Source organism: Rossellomorea oryzaecorticis, from assembly GCF_038405515.1.
GTDB lineage: Bacteria > Bacillota > Bacilli > Bacillales > Bacillaceae_B > Rossellomorea > Rossellomorea oryzaecorticis_A.
Genome location: NZ_JBBYAF010000068.1, coordinates 1 through 9,174 on the forward strand (window position 1 = coordinate 1; position 9,174 = coordinate 9,174).

A 9,174-nucleotide genomic window follows, 5' to 3' on the forward strand; every position below is an offset into this window, starting at 1 on the left:
TTGACTTATGACATGTGCCTCTAAGCCCTGGAGCTGGACAGGTCTCACATCAGCTACTCTTCCCGCAGGAGTCTTCGTCTTGCACTCCAATCAACCGCTGGAAGTCCTAAAATCTCATTGTGATTATAAGTAAACTAAAATTATAAATTATAAGTAAACTAAAAACCCTAACTAATTTTCCTGCTGAAAGGCAAATTAGTTAGGGTTTTTACTTAGACTAAAACACTTTTGTTCCAGCCGCTTTTTTATTTATGACCTGTGAGGGACTTGAACCCCCGACCCCTTCCCTGTCAAGGAAGTGCTCTCCCACTGAGCTAACAGGTCGATTTAAACTACATAATTTATTATAGCTTGGATAGCTGAAATGTCAATAAATTCTTATGGAATTTCAGTCGAAAATTTTATAAAGTAATTGCATAAGAGAACGAACGTTCGTATATACTGTTATTACCTCGCCTGAAAGGATGAACTCGGTGAACAAACTTTTTTTCCTCTCGTTAACTGAACAATTACCGATTGAAATCATTTATATGGCACAACATAATCAATCCACCAAAAGAAAAATCATCGTCAAGAAAATGAACTTAGATAGCATTGTAGCCTATTGTTTTCTCCGTAAACAGTTCCGGACTTTTCGAATCGAACATATCTTAGCAGTATTTCCTGTAAAAGGCTTCTATGAAAGACATTCATCACATACAAATTGATATCTCATCGCATAATTTCAAAAGAGGACGACCTGCCGAGGTCATCCTCTCTATGATTGGAACTATTGATTATGCAGTCGCTTCTTTTGGCTGTTTGTCTTCTCTTTTTATAAAGAACTGAATGGCCAATAAAACTGCAAATGAAATCAGTCCGATAGTGTCCGACATTCCTTCCGGATAGATCAGCATCAGACCGGCCGCTACACATAGGAAACGCTCGATTACATATAATCTGCGGAACCAGTAACCAATCATGCCTGCTCCGATGGCGATCATACCAGTTACCGCTGTGAATACAACCCATAACAACTGAGGTATGGTTGTATCGATCATAAGCAATTCTGGTGACAGTACGAACATATACGGGATGATGAATGCAGCGATTGCCAGCTTCGCTGAATTGACCCCTGTCCGTATCGGTTCTCCCCCTGAGACCCCGGCTGCCGCGAAGGCTGCCAGAGCCACAGGCGGCGTGATATCTGCAATAATTCCAAAATAGAAAACAAATAAGTGAGCTGACAGCTCAGGTGCTCCAAGCAAAATAATAGCTGGAGCCGCAATTGTTGACGTAATGACATAGTTGGCTGTAGTAGGTGACCCCATTCCCAACACAATCGATGCGATCATAGTAAAGAATAAAGTAAGGAGAAGTTTTCCTTGAGCTGAACTTGTTAAATCAGCCGCTAAATCAACCAGTCCATTCGCTAATGTCAAACCTAATCCAGTCTTTGTTACCACCCCGACAATGATACCAGCAGCTGCTGTTGCAACTGCTACGGAAAGGGCAGTTCTAGCACCATCAACTAATGCATCGACAGCATCTTTGAACCCGATTCTTGTCTCTTTACGGATTGCACTGATTGCGATGGTTGCCACGATTGACCAAAGTGCCGCTCTCATGACACTCATTCCACTTACAAGAAGAATGATGACTGTCAATATAGGAAGGAGCAAATAAATCTTCTTCAATACTTCTTTACGGTTTGGCATTTCTTCATCAGAAAGCCCCCGTAATCCTAATCGTTTTGCTTCAAAGTGAGTCATGATCCAGATTCCTGTGAAATACAGAACGGCTGGAATAGCCGCAGCTTTGGCAATATCCCAATAAGAAATCCCGCCAATGAACTCCACCATCAGAAAAGCAGCAGCCCCCATGATCGGCGGCATGAGCTGACCGCCTGTTGAAGCTGCAGCCTCTACTCCTCCCGCAAACTCCTTACGGTATCCAAGTTTTTTCATCATTGGTATCGTGAACGAACCTGATGTTACAACGTTGGCTACAGAACTTCCACTGATTGTTCCCTGCAATGCACTCGAGAAGATAGCAACCTTTGCAGGTCCACCAGTACGCTTACCTGCAATAGAAACGGCTAAATCATTAAAGTATTGACCTACACCTGTCTTCACCAGAAATGCACCGAATAACAGGAATAAGAAGATAAACGTAGCTGAAACATATAATGGCGTACCCAGTATCCCTTCAGAAGTAAAGAACATCGTCTTGACGATGTCATCTAAATCATATCCGCGATGCGCAAGGAATCCCGGCATCTGTCTTCCATAATACATATACAGAAGGAAAGCCGAAGAGATAATCGTAATCGGCAATCCTACGGCACGTCTTGTTGCTTCCAATACTAAAAGAATGGCCGCTAATCCTACGTAAAAATCGAGGCTTGTCATAAGTCCGACTCTGCTGACGATATCATCCTGCATAATCGGCCAGTAGGCACCGATCCCTACAGATATTGCCGCCAGTACGATGTCATACCAAGCCAGCTTGTTCAATTTCAAATTCTTTTTCCTTGCAGGGAAAAGAAGAAATACAAGGGATAGTGCAAACCCTAAATGTATAGATAGTAATAATTGCCTCGGTATGAATTGAAAAATGGATGCTGTTAATTGAAATAATGAAAAAGCTAAAAGACCAAAGAATATGATCCATTTAAACATGCCATGTTCCAATTTTCTCGTTGAAGATTCAGGGTCGTATTTTTCTAATAATTCTTGTTGTTGTTCTGCAGTCAGTGATTCAAACTTTTTATCTTTTACCAACAACAATCACTCCTCTCCATTGATTGAATAGTGATACTTTTTTATATTGTACTCTAACGACAGATCCTTCTTTAAAGTAGTCTTTAAATGGATATACGTTGTCTTCATACACAATCCGGTGATTCGCAACCACTTGTCCAATGCGAATATCGATGTACGTAAATCTTCTGTTCATATTCGAAATCTGATACCTGCCATCTTTAGTCCTTTCGAATACTTCTTCGTCTTCTGCATTTGAAGGCATTCCAATTGCGGTATCTTCATACAATAGTTTGGTTTGCTGAATTTTATTAGAAGATGTTTGGCGATAGAACTCCTCTACCTCTGAAAGGTGAATGGAATGAGTATAGCGAATAGAGAAGGTTGTATTGCTGCTGCTTGAGAAATAAGCTGGTTTCCCATCATTTCTCGGTTCTATCACCAGGAATGTTTGTAATGGAAGAAAGATGAATGATAAGAGAATGAATACAGGGAGGCTGGACCATAATATGTATTTCTTTTTCATGAAGCTCTCCCCCTTTTCCCTTTCTTCAAAACAAAAGAATAGACCGTGATAAGCGGCCTATCCTTTGTTCATCTCGGGGTGAATTATTCTGCTGAAATACCTTTTTCATCGAAGTATTTTTTAGCACCCGGATGCAATTCGATTCCCATGCCTTTTAAGCCATTTTCAGCTTTGATAAGTTTTCCTTTTGCATGAGTAATCTTGTCTGTGTTTTCGAAAATTGCTTTTGTTACATCATAAATGACATCTTCTGAGATATCAGCGTTTGTTACTAACATTGCACGGACTGCTACAGTTTTCACTGCTTCATCTACTTTACTATACGTACCAGCTGGAATTTCATCTTCAGCATAGTAAGGATACTTTTCGATGAGTTCAGAAATTTTAGCAGATTCAACCGGTACGATTGTAATATCTTCAGTTGCTGCCAATCCTTCTACGGCACCTGTTGGGGTACCTGAAGTGATGAATGCTGCATCAATTGTACCATCCTGGATTCCTGTAGTAGAATCATCGAATGATAAGTTACGTGCTTCAAGGTCTTCAAGTTTCATCCCGTGAATTTCAAGAATTTGTTCTGCGTTTAGCAAAGTACCTGAACCAGCTTCACCAACGGATACAACTTTCCCTTTCAAATCTTCAACCGATTTGATTCCGGAATCCTTTGTGGTCACGATTTGAATCGTCTCAGGGTATAAAGAGGCAATTCCGCGAGCGTTTTCAACTTTATTGTCGGAGAACATTTGAGAACCTTCAGAAGCATAAGATGCTATATCTGTTTGTGTAAATGCGATTTCAGTTTTTCCGTCTTTGATTGATGCCATGTTTTCAGCTGATGCACCAGATGTTGAAGCTGAGGCTTTAATTCCAGTCTCATCTTCAATGATCTTGGCAAAGGTACCACCAAGCGGGTAATATGTACCACCCGTTCCACCAGTAGCGATTCCGATAAAGTCGACTTTTTCGTCCCCATCAGAACTTCCGCCGCCAGCTCCGCCTCCGCAAGCTGCCAGAACAGCAGATAGAATGAGAAGAAGGGCAGTGCTTAAAAATAAGCTGCGTTTTTTCATAGTCTAATCCCCCTATTAAATTTTCTACTTTCCCGTAATCAATTGTATCACAAACTGTAACATTCTTGTCAAACGGGATACATAAACTTATAAATTTTTTCATAAAAAAAACTTACCGTCATACAACAAACCTATAAAACATCTTATTTACCGCATGATTTCATCATGTCAAGAAATTGTAAAATGCATGGGGAATGAATAAAGCGCTTTCGCCGCCTCCCATTTTTATTCCTCCCAAATAGATGAATGTCCACATAAAAAAGACTGAAGGAACAAAACGTTCCTTCAGTCAATCTGTTATATATCAGTCGAAAACTAGCCAATTAATTCTTCATCTTCAAATTGCTTCTTCTCTTCACTTGTAATATTTTCTTCCTTATCCCTTAAGCTGTGTGCAATTCTTGAAGAAGCGTTTGCTGCAATACTTGCAACGATATCATCGAGGAAAGTATGAATCCCCTTGCCCCTTTTTGTATCGAGATCATGAATGATCCCAATCTTATTTTTGTCTAAATGACCGAAAGTAGTAACAGCTATACTTCCATATCCCAGGGCAGCACCAAGTGCAATGGTCTCATCTACCCCGAAGAGACCTTCGTCGGTTTCAACGATTGATTGCAGCGGTTCAGAAAGCATTCTCTTTTCAGCCAGCTGATCCAGTTCCACTCCTACTAATATAGCATGTTGTATTTCTCTTTTTAGCAGCACTTTCTTTACACTTTCAATACAATCATCCATTTCTAATTCATTATGGTAGGGAAATTGCATTTCAAAGACGATTTCTGCAATATCTTCTATTGTGACCCCTCTATCCTGAAGTTTCTGTAGGGCAGCTTTTGTAACTTCCTTTGAGTGAATCGGCTTATGCATTATATGTACTCCTTTCTGACTTAACCTCTTTAGTGAAATTATATCATTTTTTCGAATATTCGTATTCCAATCTGCTTAAGGGATTTACATTGATGATTGTGATACAATCTTTTTGTAAACGTTATCGAAAGAATCAGGAGGGTTTTGTATGACTGTAAATAGGGGCACCGTTAACGAATTAAACCTCTATAGTAAGGAATTAAATGAGGAAATCAAGATGCTGGTCTATCTCCCTGCCACTTTTTCTCCTCTTTATAAATATTCATTATTGATTGCCCAAGATGGAAAGGATTATTTTCAACTTGGAAGAATTCCCCGCTTGGCCGATGAATTACTGAGTAACAAAGAGATAGAGAATATGATCATCGTAGGTGTACCTTATAAAAATGTAGAAGACAGACGAAGGAAATATCATCCTCACGGCGAAGAAAACGATGCTTACATCCGCTTTCTGGCTCATGAACTCGTACCCTATTTGGATGAGCATTATCCAACTTATCACATGGGCATGGGCAGGGCGCTTATTGGAGATTCACTCGGGGCGACTGTTTCACTGATGACTGCCTTGAAGTATCCCAACACCTTTGGAAAAGTAATTCTTCAATCGCCATTGGTCAATGATAAAGTATTGAATGAAGTCAAAAACTTCCCGCAGCCTCACTTACTGAATATCTATCATATAATCGGTAAGAAAGAAACAGAAGTAAAAACAACCGACGGAACAGTGAAAGACTTCCTTACTCCTAACCGTCAACTGCATGAGTTATTCACCAAAAAAAAATTCTCTGCTTTCTATGATGAGTTTGATGGAGATCATACCTGGAAACACTGGCAGCCGGACCTAAAACGTGCATTACCCATGATGTTTGGTTAATTCTATTTTAGAAACAACTATTACTGTATTTTGGTAATTCAAATCTTCAAAAACTATATGTAACAAGGCATTCGATAAAGTAAGTTTCTGTTAATCGTATTAGCTCGTTCCAGCTTTTGATTGTAGTGGAAGACGAAGACCCCTGCGGGAAAAGCGAAGTCTTCCACGGAAATCAAAAGCGGCATTTAAAAGTGTTCTTTAAGGAAAAAGTTCCTTCCGTTCGTCCTATATTAAATTTTTGAAAAATTTGCTATACTATAATATATTAAAAGTTTTTGCAAGTGATAGTATCTAGAGGAGGATTGAAGAAAATGAATTATGGTGTTGTCATATTCCCATCAAAAAATCTTCAAGATTTAGCAAACTCTTATCGTAAACGTTACGATCCTCATTACGCCTTGATTCCACCACATTTAACCTTGAAAAATGTGTTCTCGGCTGATGATGATCAAATTAAAGATATCGCTGATAACCTGAGAAGTATCGCAAAAAATTATGATCCGTTTAACCTAAAGGCTTATAAAGTCAGTTCGTTTCAGCCTGTAAATAATGTAATTTATTTCAAGGTTGAACCTACTCCTGAATTAGAAGGCCTCCATCACGATATGCATAAAAAGAATATCTTAAACGATGAGCCCGAATTCGCGTTTGTCCCGCATATCACTATTGCACAAAAGCTTTCGAACGATGAACATTCGGATATATATGGTTCACTCAGCATGCTTGGTGTAGATCATGAAGAAACAATCGACCGCTTCCACCTATTGTACCAATTAGAGAATGGTTCCTGGACTGTATATGAAACATTCCGTTTAGGAAAGGAATCGTGACCACTTGAGAGTTGAAATCGCAAATTCAGAATCACAGCTTGAAGAAGTTTTTCAAATACGGAAAACAGTATTTGTGAATGAACAACATGTGCCATTAGCAGAAGAAATTGATGAATTTGAAAATGGATCCACCCACTTTGTTTTATATGATGGAGATCTCGCTGCCGGTGCAGGGCGCTTCCGAATAGTGGATGGCGGAATTGGCAAGATTGAAAGAATCTGTGTACTTAAGAATTTACGCAGTAAAGGCGCCGGGAGAGAAATCATGCTTGCCATGGAACAATACGCCAAAGATAAGTCCATACCCAAACTTAAGCTCAATGCTCAAACATATGCCATTCCATTTTATGAAGGATTAGGTTTTGAAATTGTCTCAGAGGAATTTATGGATGCGGGAATCCCCCATAAGACTATGGTAAAGACAATCATTTAATGGCATAAAAAAAGATCAATCTCCGCTTTTGGCGGGTGATTGATCTTTTTTATTTACCAAGGTGAATCATGTACTCAGAAGTATAAACCCCTATTAACTGGACGATAATGAGGAAATATATGGGGAGGGGGATTTCTATGGAGTTTATATCAATAGCAGTAGAACTCGTCGTTGGATATTTTGCCCTTTTAATTCTAACGAAAATATTGGGAAAAACGCAAATAACCCAAATATCCGCCTTTGATTTCATCTCTGCGTTAATATTAGGGGAGCTGGTAGGGAATTCCCTTTATGATAAAGATATCAGTGTGTGGCCCATCCTAGCAGCCATCTTTATTTGGGGTTCTTTAATATTCACTACGGAATACTTCACCCAAAAGTCGAGAAGATTCCGACATATCATGGAAGGTACTCCTGCTATAGTGATCAATAAAGGAAAGATCGACTTCCAACAATTAAAGAAGAATCATCTAGATTTAAATCAGCTTCAGCATTTACTAAGGGCAAAGGACATTTTTTCCGTACGCGAATGTGAATATGCCCTCCTTGAATCCAATGGTACATTAAGCGTTCTAAAAAAGCCGATGTATGAAAACGTTCAGCGGGCCGACTTAAATATCCAGCCTGTTCATATAAGTCTTCCCCTCTCATTGGTTGTAGATGGTGAAATTGTTTATGATAATCTAAAAATCGTACATCAGAAAGAAGATTGGCTGATGAGTGAACTTAATAAGCAGGGCTTTCAATCAGCCAAAGATGTTCTTTATGCCGAATGGAAAGAAGGAGAAAGTCTGTTGATTCAAGGCTATTAGTCAGCCACCACCCTCGGCTCATTATCCCTGACAATGAACCTTATCCGTTTTTCACGCTGAAGGCTTGCTAAATAAGCTGTGATAGATGTGCGAAACAACAGCCACTGACCTAAGGTTTGTACTTCCAGGTTATGTAATGTCAACATTTCTTTCGTAAGTGTTTCTACCGTTTCACCGTTCTCTTTACTTCCGATCAGTTGATAAAGAGAATGTAGATTTTCCATGTGGACCTTTTTATTTTCGCGTACCGAAGCTTGAAAATTTTCTTCAAATGGTCCATGTCCCGGAACTGCTCCTTTACATTGTATGTGAAGGAGTTTTTCCAATGAGGATAAAGTTTTGTCGGCATCAATGATAAAAGGGATGACGTGCTTATTCAGGGCTTCACGTCCAAAGTAACCGTCTGCAGCATATAAGATATCTTCAATGAGCAAACCTGTCTGTGCATAAGAGTGTCCTGATAAATCCAGTGCTTCCATCTCAAACGGACCGATGGTATTCTCCCCTATCTTCAGATCATGTTCAACCAAAACTTTCGGTCCTTCCAGAAACTTATTTCTTAATTCCTCAATCGGACTCGCCCCATTAAAAAGATAAATCGGTTCTAAAATCGGGTTCTCCATTATAGCTGATTCAAGGGCAGTTGCATATAAAGGGATGTGCGTGTTTTTTTTCAAATAGGCTGCGCCTCCGAAATGATCTGCATGGGCATGGGTTATAATGCAATAATCCAAAGGCAAAGCATTTTGTTTTATGATTTTCAATACCTTTTTTATTGATGACTCATCAATTCCGGTATCGACAAGCAGCCCTTTACCATCTTTCTTACAATATCCGATGTTTACTGCACCTGTGAATGCAAAGCAATGTTCCGTAAATTGTTGAAGCTTCAACTTCTTCATTCCTTTCGGTACCTTGGCAGAGGTATGTTCACCTTATGCTTGTCGGGCCTGAGCAAGCCGCCTTCGCTTTTTATTGTCCAGCTGCGGCGGCTAGTCCCTCGAGGTCATAAGTCAAA

General features: G+C 39.6%; 10 protein-coding genes and 1 tRNA gene. 5 read left to right on the top strand and 6 right to left on the bottom strand.

The window, feature by feature from the left end; translation table 11 throughout:
• Window positions 1-252 precede the first annotated feature (252 nt).
• Window positions 253-324, bottom strand: a tRNA-Val gene (locus tag AAEO50_RS20395).
• A gap of 149 nt (window positions 325-473) precedes the next feature.
• On the opposite strand from AAEO50_RS20395, the gene AAEO50_RS20400 reads away from it, so the two are divergent.
• On the top strand, window positions 474-707 hold the full coding sequence (locus AAEO50_RS20400) for a hypothetical protein (RefSeq protein ID WP_341986206.1): 234 nt from the start codon (window positions 474-476) through the stop codon (window positions 705-707).
• 69 nt (window positions 708-776) lie between these two features.
• On the opposite strand, the gene AAEO50_RS20405 is transcribed toward AAEO50_RS20400, so the two are convergent.
• The 4 genes from AAEO50_RS20405 to AAEO50_RS20420 all read right to left on the bottom strand — a co-directional run bounded on the left by AAEO50_RS20405 (window position 777) and on the right by AAEO50_RS20420 (window position 5,207).
• Window positions 777-2,762, bottom strand: coding sequence for a TRAP transporter permease (locus AAEO50_RS20405; RefSeq protein WP_341986207.1), 1,986 nt, complete (start codon window positions 2,760-2,762; stop codon window positions 777-779).
• Entirely contained in the window at window positions 2,749-3,267 is a 519-nt protein-coding gene (locus tag AAEO50_RS20410; protein WP_341986208.1) for a DUF1850 domain-containing protein, read from the bottom strand. The genes AAEO50_RS20405 and AAEO50_RS20410 overlap by 14 nt, the downstream gene beginning before the upstream one ends.
• An 83-nt stretch (window positions 3,268-3,350) precedes the next feature.
• A complete protein-coding gene (locus tag AAEO50_RS20415) occupies window positions 3,351-4,337 on the bottom strand; it encodes a TAXI family TRAP transporter solute-binding subunit (protein ID WP_341986209.1) in 987 nt (328 codons plus the stop codon).
• A 315-nt stretch (window positions 4,338-4,652) separates the two neighbouring features.
• A complete protein-coding gene (locus AAEO50_RS20420; RefSeq protein WP_341986210.1) occupies window positions 4,653-5,207 on the bottom strand; it encodes a phosphatidylglycerophosphatase A in 555 nt (184 codons plus the stop codon).
• Window positions 5,208-5,355: 148 nt separating this feature from the next.
• Here AAEO50_RS20420 and AAEO50_RS20425 point away from each other — a divergent pair, with 148 nt between their 5' ends.
• The 4 genes from AAEO50_RS20425 to AAEO50_RS20440 all read left to right on the top strand — a co-directional run bounded on the left by AAEO50_RS20425 (window position 5,356) and on the right by AAEO50_RS20440 (window position 8,156).
• Window positions 5,356-6,081 (top strand): esterase family protein, encoded by a 726-nt coding sequence (locus AAEO50_RS20425; protein WP_341986211.1) that lies wholly within the window; start codon window positions 5,356-5,358, stop codon window positions 6,079-6,081.
• A 311-nt stretch (window positions 6,082-6,392) separates the two neighbouring features.
• Window positions 6,393-6,911 (top strand): YjcG family protein, encoded by a 519-nt coding sequence (locus tag AAEO50_RS20430; RefSeq protein ID WP_341986213.1) that lies wholly within the window; start codon window positions 6,393-6,395, stop codon window positions 6,909-6,911.
• Between the two features lie 4 nt (window positions 6,912-6,915).
• Window positions 6,916-7,344, top strand: a complete 429-nt coding sequence (locus AAEO50_RS20435) for a GNAT family N-acetyltransferase (protein WP_341986214.1) — start codon at window positions 6,916-6,918, stop codon at window positions 7,342-7,344.
• A 137-nt stretch (window positions 7,345-7,481) separates the two neighbouring features.
• On the top strand, window positions 7,482-8,156 hold the full coding sequence (locus AAEO50_RS20440) for a DUF421 domain-containing protein (protein WP_341986215.1): 675 nt from the start codon (window positions 7,482-7,484) through the stop codon (window positions 8,154-8,156).
• Here the strand turns inward: AAEO50_RS20440 and AAEO50_RS20445 are convergent.
• Complete coding sequence (locus AAEO50_RS20445; protein ID WP_341986216.1) at window positions 8,153-9,058, bottom strand: MBL fold metallo-hydrolase; 906 nt, start codon at window positions 9,056-9,058, stop codon at window positions 8,153-8,155. The genes AAEO50_RS20440 and AAEO50_RS20445 overlap by 4 nt on opposite strands.
• Between the last annotated feature and the right edge of the window lie 116 nt (window positions 9,059-9,174).

Excerpts from the sequence above, each read along its gene's own strand:
- AAEO50_RS20420 (WP_341986210.1), bottom strand. The coding sequence starts at position 5,207 with ATGCATAAGCCGATTCACTCAAAGGAAGTTACAAAAGCTGCCCTACAG.
- AAEO50_RS20430 (WP_341986213.1), top strand. The coding sequence starts at position 6,393 with ATGAATTATGGTGTTGTCATATTCCCATCAAAAAATCTTCAAGATTTA.
- AAEO50_RS20410 (WP_341986208.1), bottom strand. The coding sequence starts at position 3,267 with ATGAAAAAGAAATACATATTATGGTCCAGCCTCCCTGTATTCATTCTC.
- AAEO50_RS20445 (WP_341986216.1), bottom strand. The coding sequence starts at position 9,058 with ATGAAGAAGTTGAAGCTTCAACAATTTACGGAACATTGCTTTGCATTC.
- AAEO50_RS20415 (WP_341986209.1), bottom strand. The coding sequence starts at position 4,337 with ATGAAAAAACGCAGCTTATTTTTAAGCACTGCCCTTCTTCTCATTCTA.
- AAEO50_RS20425 (WP_341986211.1), top strand. The coding sequence starts at position 5,356 with ATGACTGTAAATAGGGGCACCGTTAACGAATTAAACCTCTATAGTAAG.
- AAEO50_RS20440 (WP_341986215.1), top strand. The coding sequence starts at position 7,482 with ATGGAGTTTATATCAATAGCAGTAGAACTCGTCGTTGGATATTTTGCC.